This is a genomic window from Actinomyces gaoshouyii (assembly GCF_002076915.1).
In the GTDB taxonomy this organism is placed as follows: domain Bacteria; phylum Actinomycetota; class Actinomycetes; order Actinomycetales; family Actinomycetaceae; genus Actinomyces; species Actinomyces gaoshouyii.
On the sequence record NZ_CP020468.1, the window covers coordinates 460,046 to 478,778 of the forward strand.

20 protein-coding genes, 1 tRNA gene and 2 pseudogenes are annotated in these 18,733 nt (G+C 71.6%); 16 read left to right on the forward strand and 7 right to left on the reverse strand.

What is annotated here, in order from left to right; all coding sequences use genetic code 11:
• Window positions 1-27: 27 nt before the first annotated feature.
• The 4 genes and pseudogenes from dhaK (at window position 28) to B6G06_RS01830 (ending at window position 3,486) form a co-directional block, all read left to right on the forward strand.
• Window positions 28-1,038 (forward strand): dihydroxyacetone kinase subunit DhaK, encoded by a 1,011-nt coding sequence (dhaK, locus tag B6G06_RS01820; protein WP_080462536.1) that lies wholly within the window; start codon window positions 28-30, stop codon window positions 1,036-1,038.
• Window positions 1,035-1,736: pseudogene (dhaL, locus tag B6G06_RS10300) on the forward strand (dihydroxyacetone kinase subunit DhaL); the annotation flags it as partial. The gene dhaK and the pseudogene dhaL, both read left to right, overlap by 4 nt.
• Window positions 1,737-1,769: 33 nt before the next feature.
• The gene (locus B6G06_RS10305; RefSeq protein WP_198939972.1) at window positions 1,770-2,249 is read left to right on the forward strand and encodes a PTS sugar transporter subunit IIA domain-containing protein; all 480 of its coding nucleotides are present in this window, start codon (window positions 1,770-1,772) and stop codon (window positions 2,247-2,249) included.
• A 307-nt stretch (window positions 2,250-2,556) separates the two neighbouring features.
• Complete coding sequence (locus tag B6G06_RS01830) at window positions 2,557-3,486, forward strand: aldose epimerase family protein (protein WP_080462534.1); 930 nt, start codon at window positions 2,557-2,559, stop codon at window positions 3,484-3,486.
• Between the two features lie 158 nt (window positions 3,487-3,644).
• On the opposite strand, the gene B6G06_RS01835 is transcribed toward B6G06_RS01830, so the two are convergent.
• The gene (locus B6G06_RS01835) at window positions 3,645-4,313 is read right to left on the reverse strand and encodes a potassium channel family protein (protein ID WP_080462533.1); all 669 of its coding nucleotides are present in this window, start codon (window positions 4,311-4,313) and stop codon (window positions 3,645-3,647) included.
• A 58-nt stretch (window positions 4,314-4,371) separates the two neighbouring features.
• On the reverse strand, window positions 4,372-5,769 hold the full coding sequence (locus B6G06_RS01840; RefSeq protein WP_240494112.1) for a TrkH family potassium uptake protein: 1,398 nt from the start codon (window positions 5,767-5,769) through the stop codon (window positions 4,372-4,374).
• 369 nt (window positions 5,770-6,138) lie between these two features.
• On the opposite strand from B6G06_RS01840, the gene B6G06_RS01845 reads away from it, so the two are divergent.
• The 3 genes from B6G06_RS01845 to B6G06_RS01855 all read left to right on the forward strand — a co-directional run bounded on the left by B6G06_RS01845 (window position 6,139) and on the right by B6G06_RS01855 (window position 7,838).
• Window positions 6,139-6,378 (forward strand): helix-turn-helix domain-containing protein, encoded by a 240-nt coding sequence (locus tag B6G06_RS01845; RefSeq protein WP_073451475.1) that lies wholly within the window; start codon window positions 6,139-6,141, stop codon window positions 6,376-6,378.
• 171 nt (window positions 6,379-6,549) lie between these two features.
• Window positions 6,550-6,648 (forward strand): 30S ribosomal protein bS22, encoded by a 99-nt coding sequence (locus tag B6G06_RS01850; RefSeq protein WP_003792170.1) that lies wholly within the window; start codon window positions 6,550-6,552, stop codon window positions 6,646-6,648.
• Window positions 6,648-7,838: a UDP-N-acetylmuramate dehydrogenase gene (locus tag B6G06_RS01855; RefSeq protein ID WP_240494076.1), complete on the forward strand. Its 1,191-nt coding sequence runs from the start codon at window positions 6,648-6,650 to the stop codon at window positions 7,836-7,838. The genes B6G06_RS01850 and B6G06_RS01855 overlap by 1 nt, the downstream gene beginning before the upstream one ends.
• On the opposite strand, the gene B6G06_RS01860 is transcribed toward B6G06_RS01855, so the two are convergent.
• On the reverse strand, window positions 7,793-8,902 hold the full coding sequence (locus B6G06_RS01860) for an adenosine deaminase (protein ID WP_081172141.1): 1,110 nt from the start codon (window positions 8,900-8,902) through the stop codon (window positions 7,793-7,795). The genes B6G06_RS01855 and B6G06_RS01860 overlap by 46 nt on opposite strands.
• Window positions 8,903-9,041: 139 nt before the next feature.
• On the opposite strand from B6G06_RS01860, the gene B6G06_RS01865 reads away from it, so the two are divergent.
• Window positions 9,042-10,289, forward strand: coding sequence for a phosphotransferase (locus B6G06_RS01865; protein WP_081170676.1), 1,248 nt, complete (start codon window positions 9,042-9,044; stop codon window positions 10,287-10,289).
• A 173-nt stretch (window positions 10,290-10,462) separates the two neighbouring features.
• Here B6G06_RS01865 and B6G06_RS01870 read toward each other — a convergent pair whose 3' ends face one another.
• The 3 genes from B6G06_RS01870 to B6G06_RS01885 form a co-directional block, all read right to left on the reverse strand.
• On the reverse strand, window positions 10,463-11,695 hold the full coding sequence (locus B6G06_RS01870) for a pyridoxal phosphate-dependent aminotransferase (protein WP_081170678.1): 1,233 nt from the start codon (window positions 11,693-11,695) through the stop codon (window positions 10,463-10,465).
• 137 nt (window positions 11,696-11,832) lie between these two features.
• Entirely contained in the window at window positions 11,833-11,979 is a 147-nt protein-coding gene (locus B6G06_RS10755) for a metal-sensitive transcriptional regulator (protein ID WP_229657951.1), read from the reverse strand.
• A 393-nt stretch (window positions 11,980-12,372) separates the two neighbouring features.
• A complete protein-coding gene (locus tag B6G06_RS01885) occupies window positions 12,373-13,458 on the reverse strand; it encodes a DUF4862 family protein (RefSeq protein WP_081170682.1) in 1,086 nt (361 codons plus the stop codon).
• Between the two features lie 241 nt (window positions 13,459-13,699).
• Between B6G06_RS01885 and B6G06_RS01890 the strand changes: the two genes are divergently transcribed.
• From B6G06_RS01890 to B6G06_RS10665, 8 genes and pseudogenes are all read left to right on the forward strand, one after another.
• A tRNA-Trp gene (locus B6G06_RS01890) sits at window positions 13,700-13,772 on the forward strand.
• Window positions 13,773-13,872: 100 nt separating this feature from the next.
• Window positions 13,873-14,103: a preprotein translocase subunit SecE gene (gene secE / locus B6G06_RS01895; protein ID WP_073451469.1), complete on the forward strand. Its 231-nt coding sequence runs from the start codon at window positions 13,873-13,875 to the stop codon at window positions 14,101-14,103.
• 61 nt (window positions 14,104-14,164) lie between these two features.
• Window positions 14,165-14,941 (forward strand): transcription termination/antitermination protein NusG, encoded by a 777-nt coding sequence (gene nusG / locus B6G06_RS01900; protein ID WP_081170684.1) that lies wholly within the window; start codon window positions 14,165-14,167, stop codon window positions 14,939-14,941.
• A 187-nt stretch (window positions 14,942-15,128) separates the two neighbouring features.
• Complete coding sequence (rplK, locus tag B6G06_RS01905; RefSeq protein ID WP_080462526.1) at window positions 15,129-15,560, forward strand: 50S ribosomal protein L11; 432 nt, start codon at window positions 15,129-15,131, stop codon at window positions 15,558-15,560.
• 77 nt (window positions 15,561-15,637) lie between these two features.
• Entirely contained in the window at window positions 15,638-16,327 is a 690-nt protein-coding gene (gene rplA / locus B6G06_RS01910; RefSeq protein ID WP_080462605.1) for a 50S ribosomal protein L1, read from the forward strand.
• A gap of 211 nt (window positions 16,328-16,538) precedes the next feature.
• On the forward strand, window positions 16,539-16,790 hold the full coding sequence (locus tag B6G06_RS10410) for a protein kinase (protein WP_240494078.1): 252 nt from the start codon (window positions 16,539-16,541) through the stop codon (window positions 16,788-16,790).
• A 27-nt stretch (window positions 16,791-16,817) separates the two neighbouring features.
• Window positions 16,818-17,405 carry a protein kinase domain-containing protein gene (locus tag B6G06_RS10415; protein ID WP_240494079.1) on the forward strand — a complete coding sequence of 196 codons (588 nt, stop codon included), beginning with the start codon at window positions 16,818-16,820 and terminating at the stop codon, window positions 17,403-17,405.
• Between the two features lies 1 nt (window position 17,406).
• Window positions 17,407-17,514: pseudogene (locus B6G06_RS10665) on the forward strand (hypothetical protein); the annotation flags it as partial.
• Between the two features lie 470 nt (window positions 17,515-17,984).
• On the opposite strand, the gene B6G06_RS01925 reads toward B6G06_RS10665, so the two are convergent.
• Entirely contained in the window at window positions 17,985-18,722 is a 738-nt protein-coding gene (locus B6G06_RS01925) for an A24 family peptidase (RefSeq protein WP_081170688.1), read from the reverse strand.
• Window positions 18,723-18,733: the final 11 nt, after the last annotated feature.

Below are 18,733 nucleotides of genomic sequence, written 5' to 3' on the forward strand. Positions count from 1 at the left end.
GGGCATGGGAGGAGTAGCGTCAGCGTTATGAAGAAACTCATCAACGCCGTTGACGCCGTTGTCCCTGAAGCCCTGGCCGGAATGGCCGCCGCCCACCCGGGTCTGCTCCGGGTCGATCCCGAGCACCGCGTGGTCTATCGCGCTGCCCCGAAGGCCGAGGGCAGGGTCGCGCTCGTCTCCGGAGGCGGAAGCGGCCACGAGCCCCTTCACGGGGGCTTCGTCGGCACCGGGATGCTCGATGCCGCCTGCGCCGGGGAGATCTTCACCTCTCCCGTTCCCGACCAGATCGTCGCCGCCACTACCGAGGTCGACCGCGGTGCCGGGGTCCTGCATATCGTCAAGAACTACACCGGCGACGTCATGAACTTCGAGATGGCCGCTGAGATCGTGGATATGGAGTCCGGCATCGAGGTCGCCACCGTCGTCACCAACGACGACGTCGCCGTCGAGGACTCCCTCTACACCGCCGGGCGCCGCGGCGTGGGCGTGACCGTCCTGGTGGAGAAGATCGCCGGCGCCGCCGCCGAGGAGGGCCGGCCGCTGGAGGAGGTCGCCCGGATCGCCGGCGCGGTCAACGCCGCGGGTCGCTCCATGGGCATGGCCCTGACCTCCTGCACCGTCCCCGCCAACGGCAAGCCCTCCTTCGATCTTCCCGAGAACGAGATGGAGATCGGCATCGGCATCCACGGGGAGCCCGGACGCCACCGCGAGCCCATCGCGCCCGCCGCCGAGATCGCCAAGAGGCTCGTCGAGCCGGTCATCGCCGAGCTGCCCGCCGCCGATGGCGAGGACCGGGGCGTCATCGCCTTCCTCAACGGCATGGGCGCCACGCCCCTGCTCGAGCTCTACCTCATGTACGGCGAGATCGCGAAGCTCCTCGATACCGCCGGCATCACCGTGGCGCGCAGCCTCGTGGGCGACTACATCACCAGCCTCGACATGGCAGGGTGCTCGCTCACCCTCGTGCGCGCCACCGACGAGATGCTGCGCCTGTGGGACGCCCCCGCCATCACCCCCGGTCTGAGGATGGGCGCATGAGCGCCATTCCCGCCGGATCCTCGGGGGCGGCCGCTCCCGTTGCCCCGCTGTCCCGGCTCACCGTGGAGGAACTGAAGTCCTGGCTGCGGGTGACCGCGGCGCGCATCGCCGAGCGCGCCGATGAACTCACCGAGCTCGACGCCGCCATCGGCGACGCCGACCACGGCGCCAATATGCGGCGGGGCATGGCCGCCGTCGTCAAGGCCATCGATGCGGCGAACGGGGTCGACGGCGCCCCGGCGCTCACCACCGTCGACGCGCTGCTGAAGAAGACCGGCATGACGCTCGTTTCCTCGGTCGGCGGGGCCTCCGGCCCCCTGTACGGCAGCTTCTTCATGCGCATGGGCGCTTCCCAGGCGGGTGCCACCGAGCTCGGCGCCACCGAGCTCTCGGATGCCTTCGACGCCGGGGTCGCCGGCATCGTGGCCCGCGGCAAGGCGAGAGCTGGGGAGAAGACCATGCTCGACGCCTGGTACCCCGCCCTGGAGGCCCTGCGCGCCCAGGGCGATGACCTGGTCGCGGCGACGGCCGCCGCCGCGAGCGCCGCCGCCGAGGGCCGCGAGGCCACCAAGCCGATGATCGCCACGAAGGGCCGCGCCTCCTATCTGGGCGAGCGCTCGCAGGGGCATATCGACCCGGGCGCCGCCTCGACGGCGATCATCCTGGGGGCGCTGGCCGACGTCGTCGCCGGGACTGCCGAGGCCCCCGGGGCTGAGGCCACGGCCCCAGTGGTGCAGCCGGTCCCCGCTCCCGCCGCTGAGGAGGGGGGCGGCGCCGTCGGCGCCGGTACGGCGGGCGCCGTCGGCATCGTCCTGGTCTCGCACTCCCGAGCCCTGGCCGAGGCCGCCCGCGACCTGGCCACCGGGCTCATGGCCTCGGTGAGCGCGCCGATCGGGATCGCCGCTGGCCTGGAGGACGGAGGGCTTGGAACCGACGCCGCGGTCGTCGTCGCCGCCATCGAGCGCTTGGCCGCCCAGCCGGGCAATCAGGGCGTGCTCGTCATCGCGGATCTCGGCAGCGGCATCATGAGCGCCGAGGCCGCCCTGGAACGGCTCGGCCCGGATACGGCATCCCGCGCCCGCCTGAGCCCGGCGCCCTTCGTCGAGGGGCTCATCGGCGCCTACGGCGCCGCCGGGATCGGCCTCGACCTGGAGGCGGTGGCCGCTGAAGCCGCCAAGGCCGCCCCCGCCAAGGCCGCTCAGATCTCCTGAGCCCCGCCTGGATCATGGCCCGCCCCGGCAGTGCCTGTGTCTCCGTCTACGGACCCGACCCGCCAGCATCTGCGGCGTGCGCCTTCAAGCCGCAGAAACCGTCTCAGCCCGCCCTTGCGCCCTCATTCTCGTAGTTTGAGGGCGCAAGGGCGGGCTGAGACGGTATATCGGGGGTGAGGGCGCAAGGGGGTGAGACGGTGGGGAACGGACGAGACCCCTGCTCGCGCGCCGACGACTGCATGATCCTGCGTAGGATGGGAGGCGACCGGCGCGCGGAATGCAGCGGCACATGCGGGGAGGAACACCGATGATCAACGGAGAGCTCATCGACGTGCGGGCGGGCGATTACACCGCGCGCATCGCCACCGCGGGGGCCACCCTCGTCAACGCGCGCCGTGGAGGCCGCGACCTCGTCCTCCCCTTCGACGCGGCCTCCGAGCTCCCCCCGGGCTGGCAGGGCAAGACCCTCGCCCCGTGGCCCAATCGGACTGCCGGCGCCGCTTACGCCTACGGGGGCACCGACTACCTCCTGCCCCGCAACGAGCCGGGGACGGACTCCGCCCTCCACGGGCTGGTCGGCTGGCTCGACTGGCAGGTGGCAGGGATCGCCGAGGACTGCGTCACCCTCGAGGTGCTGCTGCCCGCCTCCTACGCCTACCCCTGGGCCCTCGAGCTCTCCAGCCGCTGGGAGCTCGACGCCGAGGCCGGCCTCACGATGACGCTCACCACCACCTGCGTCGGCGCGGCGCGGCCCTCCGACGCCGTCGTCGGCGCCCCGCTGGCCGACGGCGCCCTCCTCCCCGCCCCCTACGGCGCTGCCTTCCACCCCTACCTCCTGCGCGGCGCGGGCGCCGACGACTGCACTCTCACGGTCCCGGCCGCCGCGGTGCTCATGGCCGATGAGCGGATGGTGCCCAGCGCCCTCGCGGACGTGGCCGGCACCGACTGGGACTTCCGCGCCGGGCGCCCCATGGCCGGCGTAAGCGTGGACAACGCCTTCACCGGCCTTCCCGAGGGCACCTGGCAGGCGCGCGTCGAAGGGGAGGGGGGCGCCGTCGTGCTGACCTCCGACGCCCCCTGGGCGCAGGTCTACACCGACGACGGCCTCGGCCGCCGCGCGATCGCCGTGGAGCCGATGACCTGCCCGCCCAACGCCCTCAACTCCGGCGACGGCCTCCTCACCCTGGCCGTCGGCCAGTCCCACGCCCTCGCCTGCTCCCTGCGCGAGGAGCGCTGAGGGGCGCGCTCGGAGATCGCGCGGGGGCGCCGCGCTCAGGAGCGCGGGCTCGCCGGTGGAAGCACCCGCATGCCGGAGCGGCGGCGCACCACGGGACCGGTGGGGATGAGGACGGCGAGCGCGGCCGGGGCGAGCAGCGTCCGCCCCGGCGCCCGCTGTCAGGCCCGGTTGGCGAAGCGCTCCAGGAGGCTGGCGTCCCCGCCGACCACGAGCACGTCATCGGCGGAGACGAGGGTATCGGTGCGGGCGTATTCGAAGGGCTCGCCGGGGCTCATGAGGCCGAAGACCGTCACCCCGTAGCGGGAGCGGATGCGGGCCTCGCCGATGGTGAAGCCGTGCAGCTCGGCCGGTGGGCGCATCTTGACGATCGTGAAGCCGTTCTTCTCCATCTCGATGTAGTCGAGCATCCGGCCCGAGACGAGGTGCGCGGCGCGCTGCCCGGCGTCGAACTCGGGGTAGACCACGTGGTGCGCGCCGATGCGGCGCAGGATGCGGCCGTGCGCCCGGGAGATCGCCTTGGCCCAGATCTGGGGGGTCTCGAGGTCGACGAGGTTGCCGGCGATGAGCACGGAGGTCTCCACTGAGGAGCCGACGCCGACGACGGCCGTGCCGAACTCGGTGGCGCCCAGCTGCTCGAGGGCCTCGGCATCGGTGGCGTCGGCCTCGACCAGGGGAATGCGGCCGGTCCACTGGCGCACGATGCCCGGGTCGCTCTCCACGGCCAGGACCTCGCGGCCCAGACGATCGAGGGTGGCGGCGACGGCCGAGCCGAATCGGCCCAGGCCGATGACGAGGGTTGAGTCCGTTCGTGAGGCGGCGGGTGCCATGTCTGCTCCTGAGGAAGATCGTCGGCGGGATGCCCTGCCCGCGTCCCACGTTAGCGGCTCAGCCGATGAGGGGGCGCTCCTCGGGCATGCGGATGACGCGCCTCCGCTCGCGCATGGCCAGGGCGGAGGCCGCCGTCATCGTCCCGACGCGCCCCACGAACATGAGCGCGATGATGACGTACTTCCCGCTCGGCGGCAGGATCGGCGTGATGCCCGTGGACAGCCCCACCGTCGCGAAGGCACTGATGACCTCGAACAGCACCCGATCCAGCGACAGCCCCGTGATCTCCAGCAGCAGCAGGCAGGCCAGGCCCACCACGCACGAGCCTATGAAGGCCACGGCCACGGACAGGCGCACGGCCTGCGGGGCGATCCGCCGGCCGAAGATCTCGATGTCCTCATCGCCCCGGGCCTCGGCGACGATCGCCATGAGCAGGATAGCGAAGGTGGTCACCTTGATGCCGCCCGCCGTTGACGCCGAGCCCCCGCCGATGAACATGAGCGCGTCCTGGAGGAACCAGGTGGCCTCGCGCATGTGGTCGGTGCTGACGAGGCTGAGCCCCGAGGAGCGCGAGTCCACCCCCATGACCAGGCCGTTGAGGATCTTGCTCCCGATGGGCAAGGGCCCGAGCGTACGGGGATTGGCCCACTCGAGGGCGGTGAGCGTGATCGCCGATCCAGCGGTCAGCAAGGAGTAGGTGGCGAGGGTGAGCTTGGTGTGCAGCGTCCACTGCCGCGGGCGACGGCGGCGCCGGACCATGTCGAGCACCACGGGGAAGCCGAGCGCGCCGACGAAGGTGCCCACCACGATCGGCAGTCCCATCCACCAGTCCGAGGCGTAGGGCGCCAGTCCCTCGGGCATGATGACGAATCCGGCGTTGTTGAAGATCGACAGGGACATGAACACCGAGTGCCACAGCGCCCTGGGGAGGGGCTCTCCCAGCGTGAGGAACCGGGGGAGCAGCACGATGGCGAGGACCGCCTCGGCCCCCAAAGCTGTGATGATGACGGCGCGCAGCAGCGCGGCGACGTCGCCCAGCCGGGACTGGTTCTCGTTGGCGGCGAGCATGCGCTGGGTCAGGCCCACGTGGCGGTTGACGGCGAAGGACAGCAGCGAGGCCAGGGTCATGACGCCCAGGCCGCCGATGGCCGCGCCCAGGATGATGACCGCCTGGCCGAAGGTGGACCAGTAGGTGGCGGTGTCCACGGTGGTCAGTCCGGTGACGCAGACCGCCGACGTCGCCGTGAACAGCGAGTCGACGAAGCTGGCCGCGCGCCCCGATGCCGTCGAGATCGGCAGGGTGAGGAGGGCTGCGACCGCGCCGATGATCGCGGCGAAGATGATGACGGCGAGCCGCGCGGGGGAGAACCGGGCCGCTCGCGCCAGGCGGTCGTAGAGCCCCAGGCGCACCAGCAGGCCCCGCAGTCCGGTGGTGGGACCGCGGTCGGGGGGCATGAGGGCCGCGTCCTCGGGCGCGGTGCTCAGCGCGGAGAGGGGGCCCTGGGGCTGCCGGGGCGACTTGCTGGATGAGGGCACGGGCACATTGTGTCCCCTTCGGCGGGTCTCGCGCGCGATCGCGGCGTCGCTCCCCCGCCCGCGACCCCCGGCGTCATTGTGACCGAAATGTGATCTACAACGAGTGGTGCGTTTGAGAATGCGATGGACGTGTGCGTCTGGTGGGACAGGCGTTATATTGAGCTCAGTCCTGCGCGGCGCCGACCGTCCGAGCGGGAGGGCGCATGCCTCGCGAGTCCTCAGCGCTTTCCGTCGTCCGGGACCGATCGCTGCGCACATATCCGAACCTGACTGACGGGATCCGCATCCATGGCACCTGCCCTTCCCAGTCCTGCCGCCTCCGGCGCCCCCTCCTTCCTCACGGTCGCGGAGGTCGCCGCCATGCTGCGGGTCTCCAAGATGACCGTCTACCGCATGGTCCACTCCGGCGATCTGCCCGCCATGCAGGTGGGGCGCTCTTTCCGGGTCCCCGAGCGCGCGGTGGCCGAGTACCTCTCCGCCGGCCTGGGTGACTGGGGCCACGAGGAGACGGAGGCCTCGGGGTCCTGAGACCCGCTAGACTCGCCGGGTCACATGAGTGGCCGGGTCGAGACATCCCATGAGGGCCCGTTACCGCCCTCGTCATCGCCCGACCATCAGGCCCGTCCGGCCGCGCGCCGGCCCGTCTCCGGATCCCGGGGCGCGGTCGGGCCCCGGCAAGTAAGACTGTGAGGAATGCCCATGGGTTCTGTCATCAAGAAGCGCCGCAAGCGCATGGCCAAGAAGAAGCACCGCAAGCTGCTCCGCAAGACGCGTCACCAGCGCCGCAACAAGAAGTGATGCGCTCCCCGGAGCCCAGTGAGGCTCCCGCCCCGGGCGTGCCCGCGCGCGCCCGGGCGCTGGGCGGCCAGGCGCCGTCCTCCCTCGCCGAGCTCACCACCCTGCGCATCGGCGGCCCCCTGGGCCACTATCTCGAGGCCTCCACGGAGGAGGAGCTGATCGAGGCGGTCCGCCGGGCCGATGCCTCGGGGACGCCTCTGCTCGTGGTTGGAGGCGGCTCGAACATCGTGGCCTCCGACGCCGGTTTCGACGGCCTCGTCCTGCGCGACGGCCGCGAGGAGGTCCGCGTCGTCTCCGAATCCGCCTGCGGCGGCGTCGAGATCACTGCCACCGGTGGCGTCGCCTGGGACGATCTTGTCAGCCGGGCGGTGGCCAGCGACTGGGCCGGATTCGCCCCCCTGTCCGGCATCCCCGGCAGCGTCGGGGCCGCCCCCGTGCAGAACATCGGGGCCTATGGCGCCGAGGTCGCCGAGCTCCTCGCCTCCGTGCGCGCCTGGGACCGCCTCACCGGCCGCATCGTCCACTTGCCGCTGGCGGACCTGCGCCTGTCCTACCGCGACTCCGCGATCAAGCGCTCGCTCACGGACGCCGCCACCGGCGGCGGGCGCATCTGGGGCCCGACGGGCCGCTGGGTGGTGCTCGCCGTGGGCTTCCACGTCCGCCTCGCCAGCCTCGCCGCCCCCATTGCCTACAGCCAGCTCGCCTCCGCGCTCGGGACCGAGCTCGGCGCGCGCGTCCCCGCGGTCGACGTCCGCCAGGCCGTCCTCGGCCTGCGCCGCTCCAAGGGAATGGTCCTCGACGACACCGATCACGACACGTGGTCCGCCGGCTCGTTCTTCACCAACCCGATCCTCACCGCCGAGCAGGCCGCGGGCCTGCCCGACGACGCCCCCCGCTTCCCTGTCGCCGACCACTCCCGCCCCACCGACACGGTGCTGGGCGCCCCCGTCATCGAGGGCATGGTCAAGACGAGCGCCGCCTGGCTCATCGACCACGCCGGTTTCCCCAAGGGCTTCGCCCTGCCCGGCGCGCCGCGCGCCTCACTGTCCACCAAGCATGTCCTGGCCCTGACCAACAGGGGTGGGGCCAGCGCCGCCGATCTCGTCGCCCTGCGCGACGCGGTGGTCGACGGCGTGCGCGAGCGCTACGGCGTCACGCTCGTTCCCGAGCCCGTCCACGTCGGCTGGTGAGCCAGCCAGTCGTCCACCTCGGCCAGCCAGCGCCGCTTGGATGACTCCTCGGCCAGGCTCGCCCGGATCGAGCCGCGCGCCAGTTCCGCCAATGCGTCGTCGTCGAGCCCCTGCGAGCGGGCGATCTCGTACTGGTCCGTCAAGCGCGAGGAGAACAGCAACGGGTCGTCCGCGCCCAGCGCGACCTGCGCCCCGTGGTCGATAAGCGCCCCCAGCGGCACATCCTCGGTGCGGTGGTAGACCCCGAGGCACACATTCGAGGCCGGGCACACCTCCAAGCTGATGCCCGCCGCCACGATCGCGTCCAGCAGGGCCGGGTCCTCGCCGGCCCTGACGCCGTGGCCCAGGCGGTGGGGGCGCAGGGCGGAGACGACGTCGCGCACGTGCTCCGGCCCCAGCAGCTCCCCGCCGTGGGGGAGGGAGGCCAGGCCCGCGCGCCGCGCGATGGCGAAGGCGGGGGCGAAGGCGGAGGTCTCCCCGGCCCTCTCGTCATTGGACAATCCGAAGCCGACCACCTGGCCCGGCCCATCGCCCGCATGCCGTGCGGCCAGTCTGGCCAGGGCTCGGGCATCGAGGGGGTGGCGGATGCGGGAGGCGGCCACGATGATCGCCACCTCCACGCCGGTCAGGGCGGTGGCCTGCGCCGCGGCGTCGAGGATGATCTCCAGGGCCGGCGTGATCCCGCCGACGAAGGGCGCGTAGGAGGTGGGGTCCACCTGCATCTCCAGGCGCCGCGAGCCCTCCGCGGCGTCGTCGAGCGCGGCCTCCAGCACGAGGCGGCGCATGACCCCCTCGGAGTCCACGAGGTGGCGGGCGGTGTCGTAGGCGCGCTGGAAACGGAACCAGCCCCGGTGGTCCGCCGGGACGCGCAGGGGATCGCCGTCCAGGAGCGAGGAGGGCAGGCGCGTGCGCGACGTCGAGGCCAGCTCGGTCAAGGTGCCCAGGCGCATGGAGCCCGTGAAATGCAGGTGGAGGTGCGCCTTGGGCAGGGCGGCGAGATCGCGCTGGCCGGTACCGGGGGGCCGGGCGCCGGTCGGCCCCCCGGTGGAGGCGGGCGCCCCCATCGCAGCGGATGCGGTGGGCACGGTGGGCGCGGTGGGCGCGCTCGGCCCGGGGATCGCTGTGGGCACGGCGGCGATTCTCTCACGAGGACCGCCCGGTGATCGGATGTGCGCCGGTGCTGAGTGCGGCAGACTTATCGGCATGAGTCCATCGTCGGCATCCCGCGAGCCCGAGGAGGTCGCGCTCCTCACCGGGCCCCGAGCGGCCTCCGTCCTGTCCGCGGCCCTCGCCCCCGCGGGCAGGCGCTTGGACTCCTGGGAGGTCCATTCCGTCCACCACCGCCCCGGTGCGGGCGTGTCCGTGGGCTACACCGCCGTCGTGCTATCCGCGGATGGGCGACGCTCCACCGAGTACCTGTGCGCGACGACGGCGCGACTGACCAATCCGCAGGCGCCGGGCCTGACCCGCGTGGCGCCCACCGGCGGGGACGGGCCGGCCGTCCACGTGTGGCGCCACCCCGGGGACCCCGAGCTCCCCGCCCTCCCCGTGGCCTGCACGCCCTCCCTGCTCTCCCAGCGCTTGGGATCCCCGGTCAAGGCGATGATGGTGGCTTACCGGCCCACGCGCCGCGCGGTGGTCAAGGTGACCTTCGCCGATTCCTCCACCGCCTACGCCAAGGTGCTGCGCCCCTCCCAGTCGAGGGCCCTCGCCCACCGGCACCGGATGCTCACCGTGGCCGGGGTCCCCGCCCCCGAGGTGCTGCGGGATGACCCCGATGGCCTTGTTCTGCTGTCCACCGGCAAGGGGAGGTCCCTGTCCGGGCTGCTCAGCCGAGGTATGGATCCCGAGCAGGCCACCCGTGTCTTCAACAACCTCACCGGCCTGCTCGACGCTCTTCCGCGGGCCTGCCTGGACCTGCCGGTACATCCGGCCTGGTCCGACCGCGCCCGCCACTACGCCCACGCCGCCGCCACCGTGCTGCCCGAGCACGCCTCGCGCGCCCGGGCCATCGCCGACGGCGTCGCCCAGCTCATGGCCACCTCGGACCCGGGCCCGGTGGCGCCGGTTCACGGCGACTTCTACGAGGCCAACGTGCTCATGGATGGCGAGTCCGTCTCCTGCCTGCTCGACGTGGACTCCCTCGGGCCCGGGCGGCGCGTGGACGACCTCGCCTGCCTGCTCGGGCACGTCAGCGTCCTCGACCACCTCGCCCCCGCCTCCTACCCTCGCCTGCGCCCGGCCCTGGAGACCTGGACTCGCCTGGCCGAGAAGCGGGTGGATCCCGTAGCGCTGCGGGCGCGGGCCGCCGGCGTGGTGCTGTCCCTCGTGGCAGGCGCCCGGCGCGAGGATGGCGGCCCATGGCGCTCCGACGCCGAGGGACGCCTGGCCCGCGCCGAGACCTGGCTCGCCCAGGCCCGCGAGCTCCAAGCCCGCCGCGGCCCCCACTGACACCGCCCCTCCCTCCCCCCTCACCGAGACCGGTCGAAAACAGCGCCAAGACCGGTTCACATGGCGCACAGGAGCGTGCGCTCATTCCGGCTCGGGCGCCTCCGAGGGATGATCGGGCGGCGCCGGCGGCCTGCTGCCTTCCGCGCAGGGAAACCCGTCCGGCGGACGGGTGCTCAGGCGACCTCGGCCAGAAGCGCCTGGAGGCGCCCCACGCCCTCAGTGATCGCGTCGTCGCTCGTGGCGTAGGACAGGCGCAGGAATCCGGACGGGCCGAAGGCCTCACCCGGCACCACCGCGACCTCGGCGTGCTCGAGGGCGAGCGAGGCCAGCGTGGCGGAGGAGTCGATGACCGTCCCGCGCAGGGACTTCCCGATCAGCGCCTCGATGCTCGGGTAGGCGTAGAAGGCGCCCTGCGGCGTCGGGACGGCGAGTCCGTCGATGGCCGAGAGCATCTCCACCATGACCTTCCGACGACGGTCGAAAGCCTCCCGCATCCGCGCCACGGCGGACAGGTCCCCGGCCACCGCCGCGAGCGCGGCCCGCTGGGACACATTGGCGACGTTGGAGGACAGGTGCGACTGGAAGTTCGTGGCGGCCTTGATGACGTCGCTCGGGCCGATCATCCAGCCCACGCGCCAGCCCGTCATGGCGTAGGTCTTGGCCACGCCGTTGAGGACGATGGTCTGATCGGCCAGCTCGGGGACGAGCGCCACGATGTGGGCGGGCTCGGCGTCGTCGTAGAGGAGGTGCTCGTAGATCTCATCGGTGATGACCCAGATGCCGTGCTCGAGGGCCCACTGCCCGATGGCGGTGAGCTCAGCGGGCGTGTAGACCGAGCCGGTGGGGTTCGACGGCGAGCACAGGAGCAGGAGCTTCGTCCGCTCGGTGCGGGCGGCCTCCAGCTGCTCGACGGTGACCTTGTACTCCTGGTCCGCGCCGGCGAAGACCTCCACCGCGATGCCGCCAGCCAGGGCGATGACCTCGGGGTAGGTGGTCCAGTAGGGGGCGGGCAGGAGGGCCTCGTCGCCTGGGTCGAGGATGGAGGCGAAGGCCTGGAAGACGGCCTGCTTGCCACCGTTGGTGACGAGGATGTCGTCGGGGGAGACCTCGTATCCGGAGTCGCGCAGAGTCTTGGCGGCGATGGCCTCGCGCAGCGCGGGCAGGCCCTTGGCGGGGGAGTACTTGTGGTTGGCCGGGTCCTTGGCGGCGGCGATCGCGGCTTCGACGATGTAGTCGGGGGTGGCGAAGTCGGGCTCGCCGGCGCCGAAGCCGATGACCGGCCGGCCGGCGGCCGTGAGGGCCTTGGCCTTGGCATCGACGGCGAGGGTGGCGGAGGGGGCGATGGCGGACAGGCGCGCGGAGACGCGGCGCGCGGAGGAGGTGCTCACTGTGCTCACAGCACCCATGCTCCCATGGGCCGTGTTATCCGCATGTCACGCGCTCCCTCCCGCCCTCTCGCGAGACCGGTCGATATTAGGAACGAGACCGGTCGATCAGCACGGCAAGATTTGCGCTCGAGATGCCGCCAACCCGCCCCGCGCCTTCATGCCAGGGACATGAAGAGCTTCTCCAGGCGCGTGGCGTCCAAGGTCTGGCCGGACGGGTCCTCCGCGAGGCAGGCGCGCATCCCGGAGGCGATGATGGCAAGCCCCGCGCGGTCCACCGTTTTGCTCACAGCCGCGACCTGCACGACGACATCCTCGCAGTCACGGCCCTCCTCCAACCATGCGGATGGCGGCGTCGAGCTGCCCGCGCGCCCGCTTGAGGCGGGTCAGCGCGGGACGCAGGTCCGTGGGGTCGAGCGCGATGCCCATGGTCATTCCTCCTTCATCGAGGGCGCTGCGGCGTCGTCCCGAGTGCCGGCCCCGCCAGCCGCGGACCAGGTGCGGTAGCCGCCGTCGAGATTGCGCGCCTCACGCCCCTCTTGAAGGAGGATACGGGTCGCGACGCGGCCGCGCAGGTCACCCCGCAACCTGCCGCCGGTTCCCCCATCGAGACCGGTCCGAGAACCGGTTTCGGCCATGATTTCGACCGGTCTCGCTCCTATTTTCGACCGGTCTCGGCGATAAGAAGGGGTGATCGGTTAGATGCGGGTGGCGTCGAGGATGTGGGTGAGGAACGACAGGCGCTGCTCGGGGGCGGCCTCGGTTGGGACCTGGCACTTGGCTCCGAGGTAGGAGACCGGGGCGATGTTCTCCTCGGGGCCCTCGATGGGCTCCAGTGCGGCCAGCGCGCAGGCGCGCACATCCTCAGCGCTCATCACCGAGCCCGGCTCGTCGACATCGAGGGGCAGATGCCCATCCATCCAGGCCTTCGCGTAGCGGGTATCCGCAGGGCCGGCCCCGGAGAACATGACCCCCTCCAGCACCCCGGCGGCGCGGGCGAGGCGCACATGCTCCAGGGCGGTGGCAGCGTCGCGAGCCTCGAGGGCCGAGCGGCCCCAATTGAGGGACATGCGCGCGCGGGGGTGGTTGAGGACGTGCAGGACCTCCAGCTCCTCGTCGATCCCGAGCAGCCGCTTCTCTCCCAGGTCGGGCGCCACGAAGGCGTCGCAGTGCTCCACCAGGAGGAGCGCGCCGCCCCAGTCGTAGTCGATGATCTGCGACAGCGACTCCCCGAAGGCCTCGGCGCTGTGCGCCACCCCGGGCTCGCCCGAGGGCGCGGAGTGGACCTCGACGGCGGCCACGACGTCGCGACCGGCCGCCTCCCGCAGCGCCTCGACGCCGTCGCGTACCGAGCGGGTGAAGGCGAGGGCTGCGGCGCGGCCCTGGCGATCGGTCGAGGCCAGGCCGAAGGTGCCGGTGGTCCACACGCGCATCATGGTCCCGGGAATCGCGGTGATGATGTTGCGGTCCCAGTGGGGTGCGAGCTGGGAGGCCAACCAGGGCAGGCCGGCCGTCCCGCCGAGGTCGTCCCTGAAGGGGATCTCGAGCCCGCGGACGCCCGGGATCCGCGCCAGGAGCCGGTAGTACTCCTCCTGATCCTCCTGGGGCTCGGGCAGTGAGGCGTAGGCGCCGAGGATCGCGTCTGGGGCGGGATGCGATTCGCCGGGCGTTCCGGCGTCCGATCCCGGCTTCCGGGCGGGGCCGTCGGCGTCGGCGCCGTCGCCGGTGGGGCCGGGCGCCCCGGCTATCGGGAGGGTTGTGGCGGTGTTCCGGGCGGTGGTCATGGCGGCTTCCTCTTGCGAGGTCGAGTGGGGCCGGGGCGGTTCGGGCGCGGTGCGCGGGGGTGTGCGGTCACGAGCTGCCAGCGGTACCTATCGTCGGATATCAGACAACGGTGGCTATAGTACCGGATTTCTCCAGGTTGTATCGCGTTGTCCCAGGTTTTGGAGAGGTGGCAGTGGTGCAGCCCACCTCCGCGCTGTTTCCACTCCCGAGGGAACCTGTGGCAGGATGGGTCACCGCTGAAGGGCAGTGGCGCAATTGGTAGCGCACCGGTCTCCAAAACCGGCGGTTGTGGGTTCGAGTCCCGCCTGCCCTGCTGAGAACGGCGGATCTGTCGGGAGATCCCGTCGGTTCGTCTTCTCATCCCGTCAGGGATGGTAAGGATTCGGACCGTCGAGCCCCCGAGGATCGTGAGAATGAGCGAGAGTGCCGCCAAGGATGCATCCACGCGCAGTGGCAACCCTATCAAGCGTGTCATGCGATTCATCCGCCAGGTCATCGACGAGATGCGCAAGGTCATCTGGCCCACGAAGAACGAGCTGTGGACCTACTTCGTCGTCGTCGTGGTCTTCATCGTCGCGATCATGGCCTTCACCGGTATCCTCGACACCATCTTCGACCGCCTGGTCCTGTGGGGCCTCGGCTGAGTCCCGCCGCGCCCAGCGCCCACCCGTCAGCCTGAAGAAGCCAGTGGAAAGCAGGTACACCGTGTCCGAAGAGACGCTCGAGGAAACCGCTGTCGAGGAGAGCGGTGGGGCCGCCAGCGCCGCCGCCCGGGAGGCCGCCGAGGGGTCCGCCGCCGCGCCCGGGGCCGTCGACGACGCCCCTGTCGTCGACCCTTTGGAGGACTTCCGCAAGGAGATGTCCTCCCTGCCCGGCCAGTGGTACGTGCTGCACACCTACTCCGGCTACGAGCGCCGCGTGGCCGCGGACATCAAGGCCCGCGCTGAGAACTTCGAGATCGAGGACTACGTCTTCGACGCCGTCGTCCCCATGGAGACGGTCATCGAGATCAAGGCCTCCAACAAGAAGAAGGAGGTGTCCCGGGTCCGCATCCCCGGCTACGTGTTCGTGCGGATGGACCTGGACGACCCGGAGACCTCCGACCACGTCTGGCGCACCATCAAGGACACCCCGGCCGTCACCGGCTTCGTGGGGGACCGCTACAACCCGGTGCCGCTGACCTTCGAGGAGGCCGTCTCCCAGCTCGGCCCCACCCCGGAGGAGGTCGCCGCCAAGCGGGCCGCCAGCTCGAATGCGAACCCCGAGGAGGGCGCTGCCGCGCAGGTTGTCGCCGGCGGCCAGGTCTACGAGGTCGCCTTCTCCGTGGGCGAGTCGGTCATCGTCACTGACGGCCCCTTCGAGTCGCTGCCGGCCACGATCTCCGAGATCCACCCGGACACCCAGAAGCTCCAGGTGCTCATCTCCCTGTTCGGCCGCGACACCCCGGCCGAGCTCTCCTTCACGCAGGTCTCCAAGATCTGAGGCAGGCCGCCTCGCCGCCCCCGCGGCGAGCAGCGCCGGTGCCCGGTATCACAGCGCGAATGCTTGTGATGCCGGGCACCGGGCGTGATCGGGGTGCCGCGCGGGAGCTAGGATAGGCCCTCGTGCGCCCTCCTGCGCACCGCCGTGCGGCAGGCGCGCGGCATCCGGACAAGAAAGACCCATACACATGGCACCCAAGAAGAAGGTCTCTGGGCTCATCAAGCTCCAGATCCAGGCCGGCGCCGCGAACCCCGCGCCGCCGATCGGCCCCGCGCTCGGCCAGCACGGCGTCAACATCATGGAGTTCTGCAAGGCGTACAACGCCGCCACGGAGTCCCAGCGCGGCAACGTCATCCCCGTTGAGATCACCGTCTACGAGGACCGCTCCTTCACCTTCGCCCTCAAGACCCCTCCGGCCGCCGAGCTCATCAAGAAGGCCGCCGGCGTGGCCAAGGGCTCCTCGACGCCGCACTCCGCGAAGGTCGGCTCGATGACCGCCGCTCAGGTGCGCGAGATCGCCGAGGCGAAGATGGCCGATCTCAACGCCAATGACGTCGAGGCGGCCTCCAAGATCATCGCCGGCACCGCCCGCTCGATGGGCATCACCGTCGAGGCCTGAGGCCCCGGCACCCCGATCAAGACCCCGTGGAAGGGCCATGCGCGGCCCGTTCACCACGACTGCCAAGGAGAATGCAGATGACCAAGCGCAGTAAGGCCTACCGCGCCGCCGCCGAGAAGATCCAGTCCGGGATCCTCTACACTCCGGCCGAGGCCGTGAAGCTGGCCAAGGCCACGTCCGTGACGAAGTTCGACTCCACCGTGGACGTCGTCCTCCGCCTGGGCGTCGACCCCCGCAAGGCCGACCAGATGGTGCGTGGCACCGTGTCCCTGCCGCACGGTACCGGTAAGACCGCCCGCGTCATCGTCTTCGCCCAGGGCGAGCGGGCCGAGCAGGCGCTCGCCGCGGGCGCCGACGAGGTCGGCGGCGACGAGCTCATCGAGAAGGTCGCCAAGGGCTGGACGGACTTCGACGCCGCCGTCGCCACCCCGGACCTCATGGGCAAGGTCGGCCGCCTGGGCCGGGTGCTGGGCCCTCGCGGCCTCATGCCCAACCCCAAGACCGGCACTGTGACGATGGACGTGGCCAAGGCCGTCACCGACATCAAGGGCGGGCGCATCGAGTTCCGGGTCGACCGCGCCGCGAACCTCAACTTCATCATCGGCAAGTCCTCGTTCACCGAGGCCCAACTCGAGGACAACTTCAAGGCCGCCCTCGAGGAGGTCCTGCGCCTCAAGCCGTCCACCTCCAAGGGCCGCTACATCCTCAAGGCCACCATGGCCACGACGATGGGCCCCGGCATCCCGATGGATATCACCAAGGCCTGAGCGCCTGACCGACCGCGTACGCCGGCCGTCCCCCACCGGGGCGGCCGGCGTCGTCGTCGGTACGCGCGCCGGGACCCCGGGGTAGCCTTGCGACGCCGCCGCCCCGAAGGACCCCCCATGAGCGAGGCACCCCGCAATGACGCCCGCAGGCTGGGCAGCTCCTACGTCCTGGACTCGCGCATCGGCTCCGGGGCGCAGGGGGAGGTCTGGCGTGCGCACGCGGTCACCGCCCCCACACGAGCCCCTGGCCGTCAAGCTCCTGCGTGCGGACCTCGCCGCCGACGAGCGGGTCCTCGAGCGCTTCCTCAAGGAGCGCGCGACCCTCATGCGCGTGCGCTCTCCTCACGTCGTCGGTGTGCGGGACATGGTCGTCGAGGGAGCCACCTTCGCCATCGTCATGAGCTACGTCGGCGGCGGGATCTGCGGGGCTGCTGTCCACCACCGGACCGCTCGTGCCGGCTGACACGGCGCGCGTGGGCGCGCCCGCTTCGTGCCGCGCCTGGCCGACTTCGGCGTCGCCCGCCTCTCGCAGACCGTCGGCTCCTCCCACACGACCGCGGCGGTCGGCACACCCTTGTACATGGCGCCGGGGGTCCTCGGACCGCAGGCGCCGACCTCGGCGGCCGACGTCTACTCGCTGGGCGTCGTTCTGTACGAGATGTCCTGCGGCATCACCCCTTTCGTCGGCTCGCCCGGCCAGGTGCTGGCCCAGCACGCACGCCGCGACCCCGGCCGCCCGGACGGGCTGCCCGAGCCGTTGTGGGCCCTGCTCACGGCGGTGCTCGCCAAGGACCCGGCGGCCAGGCAGAGCGCCGCCGCCGAGCGTGAGGGACCGCATAGCGGCAAAGGCGGCGGAGTCCTTCAGCGTGCCGGCCGGCGCATAGGCTGTGACGCGCGGGTCCTGGTCGCCCGCCTCCTCCCAGGTGAAGGGGTTGACGACGACATCGAGGAGGCCGAAGTCGTCGTCCTTGTAGTACAGCCAACGGGTCTGACCGTTCTTGGTGCTGGCGGCGGCGACGGCGGCGTTGGGGCGCTTCCCCTCCGGTGGTGCGTTGGCGATTACGGGTCATACGGATGATGTGGATTCTGAAGCGCATAATCAGCAGTTGTCTGAGCGTCGTGCTCAGGCTGTGGGTGACCGGTTGGCGCAGTTGGCTGATCTGTCGGGGTGGCAGGTGTCGCTTGCGGGTAAGGGTGAGTCTGAGCCTCGTGTTGCTAATGACTCGGATGAGAAGCGGGCGGTCAACATGCCGCCCAGGTGGCAGAGATACTGGGGCATCGGCGCTACGAACGCCTGCTCCCTGTCCCTGCTCAACGGGGCGACTCGTTACCTGCCGATGCAGAGAGTTGGTGGCTCGGGTGTGGTGTGGCCGATGACCAACCGGTCCGTGTTCCCCGTGCGGGGCCGGACGCCCCTGTCCTCGTGCCCGTCGTGTGGCCCGATACCGGTCAGGACACGGCGACGCTCGACCTGCCCGGCAACGGCAAGGACGAGAAGGCCATCGTCCTGCGCCTCACCGACATCCCCGTGATCGAGGAGTGAGAGACGCCGGACGCAGGACCCGCTCCTGCCTGCTCACGCTCTGTCACCGCGCACGTGACGAGGACGGCGCCGCCATGACCAGCGTCATCGTCACGATGATCATCGGCCTGCGGCTCACACGACCGCGAGAGCCCACACGGTGAGGGCGCCGCCGATGAGATAGGGGCCCATCGCGATCATCGTGTCTCGGCGCGCCCGGCGCACCGCCATGAGCACGATCGCCACCGTGCCCGCGAGGAACAGGCCGAGGACGGTGCCGACGACGGGCACCGCCCAGCCGAACCGTCCGAGCCACAGGCCGACGAGTGCGAGCAGCTTGACGTCCCCCATGCCGAAACCGGAGGGCACGAGGGACAGCAGCAGCCCCACCCCTCCCAGAGCGGCGGCGGCGCCCAACGAACCGACGACTGGGGCCAGCACCCGCGCGCCCTGGCCGCCGGCGGCCAGGGCGAGGCCGACGGCGGCGGCGATACCGACGCCGGCCCCCACCGCCGCCAGGCCCAGCAGGACATTGGGCAGACGATGGCAGACGGCGTCCGTGCTCCCCGCGACCGTCAGCGCCGCCACCACCGGCAGGGCGAGGGCCGCCTCAAACCACTGTCCGGCCACGAGCGCGACCGCGCAGGCCAGGCCCCCGACGACGAGGAACAGGACCGTCTGCGGTGCGCTGAGCAGGAGATGTTGCCGGCGCACGGCACCGGGCACGATGGGGTCCACCGGCTGCCCGCTGCCCGTCACCGCCTCGGTCAGCAGCTCGCCGACGTAGTGGCGAGCGATCCGGGAGACAGGGCCGTGGACGGCGACGGCGCACACGGCGAGGGCGGCGAGGACGACGACGGACGTGAGAACCACGCACGACACTG

Excerpts from the sequence above, each read along its gene's own strand:
- rplK (WP_080462526.1), top strand. The coding sequence starts at position 15,129 with ATGGCACCCAAGAAGAAGGTCTCTGGGCTCATCAAGCTCCAGATCCAG.
- B6G06_RS01870 (WP_081170678.1), bottom strand. The coding sequence starts at position 11,695 with ATGGGTGCTGTGAGCACAGTGAGCACCTCCTCCGCGCGCCGCGTCTCC.
- B6G06_RS01845 (WP_073451475.1), top strand. The coding sequence starts at position 6,139 with ATGGCACCTGCCCTTCCCAGTCCTGCCGCCTCCGGCGCCCCCTCCTTC.
- secE (WP_073451469.1), top strand. The coding sequence starts at position 13,873 with ATGAGCGAGAGTGCCGCCAAGGATGCATCCACGCGCAGTGGCAACCCT.
- B6G06_RS01830 (WP_080462534.1), top strand. The coding sequence starts at position 2,557 with ATGATCAACGGAGAGCTCATCGACGTGCGGGCGGGCGATTACACCGCG.
- B6G06_RS01840 (WP_240494112.1), bottom strand. The coding sequence starts at position 5,769 with ATGCCCCCCGACCGCGGTCCCACCACCGGACTGCGGGGCCTGCTGGTG.
- B6G06_RS01865 (WP_081170676.1), top strand. The coding sequence starts at position 9,042 with ATGAGTCCATCGTCGGCATCCCGCGAGCCCGAGGAGGTCGCGCTCCTC.
- dhaK (WP_080462536.1), top strand. The coding sequence starts at position 28 with ATGAAGAAACTCATCAACGCCGTTGACGCCGTTGTCCCTGAAGCCCTG.
- B6G06_RS01860 (WP_081172141.1), bottom strand. The coding sequence starts at position 8,902 with ATGGGGGCGCCCGCCTCCACCGGGGGGCCGACCGGCGCCCGGCCCCCC.
- rplA (WP_080462605.1), top strand. The coding sequence starts at position 15,638 with ATGACCAAGCGCAGTAAGGCCTACCGCGCCGCCGCCGAGAAGATCCAG.
- B6G06_RS01850 (WP_003792170.1), top strand. The coding sequence starts at position 6,550 with ATGGGTTCTGTCATCAAGAAGCGCCGCAAGCGCATGGCCAAGAAGAAG.
- B6G06_RS01855 (WP_240494076.1), top strand. The coding sequence starts at position 6,648 with ATGCGCTCCCCGGAGCCCAGTGAGGCTCCCGCCCCGGGCGTGCCCGCG.
- B6G06_RS01835 (WP_080462533.1), bottom strand. The coding sequence starts at position 4,313 with ATGGCACCCGCCGCCTCACGAACGGACTCAACCCTCGTCATCGGCCTG.
- B6G06_RS01885 (WP_081170682.1), bottom strand. The coding sequence starts at position 13,458 with ATGACCACCGCCCGGAACACCGCCACAACCCTCCCGATAGCCGGGGCG.